Below are 485 nucleotides of genomic sequence, written 5' to 3' on the forward strand. Positions count from 1 at the left end.
ATCGACTCTTTTAACAATCAAATAATTGCTTCACATGTTTCAAACCAACAAAATAAAGATTTAGTTTTAAATACTATTAAAAAACTTCCAAAATTAAAAGAACCTTGTATCATTCACTCTGATCAAGGAAAAGTTTATCAATCGCTCAAAATTCAACAAACTTTAACGAAAAAAGGTTTTTTAATCAGCATGTCAAGAAAAGCCACCCCTCGTGATAACGCGGTTATTGAAAATTTTTTCGGTCAAATGAAAACGATCTTACAACATCAAAATCCTTTTTTATTTCAAAAATCTCCTAACAAAATGAAAAAATTAATCAATCAATTTCCTCAATTTTGGAATACTAAGTGGATTTTAAGTAAATTAAACTATTCAACTCCATCTCAATATATTCAAAATCTAAGATAAATTCTTAGTTGAATTAATATAAAATAATATAACCTTGAAAAAGGTTATTTTAGTGCGCTTTTTTTTACCTAAAAATA

The 485-nt window shown here is 25.6% G+C and carries 1 protein-coding gene; it reads left to right on the forward strand.

Going from position 1 to position 485, the window contains the following annotated elements:
• A partial coding sequence (locus tag RI01_RS02520; protein WP_017193104.1) for a DDE-type integrase/transposase/recombinase occupies positions 1–408 on the forward strand: 408 nt, incomplete at its 5' end.
• Between the last annotated feature and the right edge of the window lie 77 nt (positions 409–485).

The organism is Italian clover phyllody phytoplasma str. MA1, from assembly GCF_000300695.1.
GTDB lineage: Bacteria > Bacillota_I > Bacilli_A > Acholeplasmatales > Acholeplasmataceae > Phytoplasma.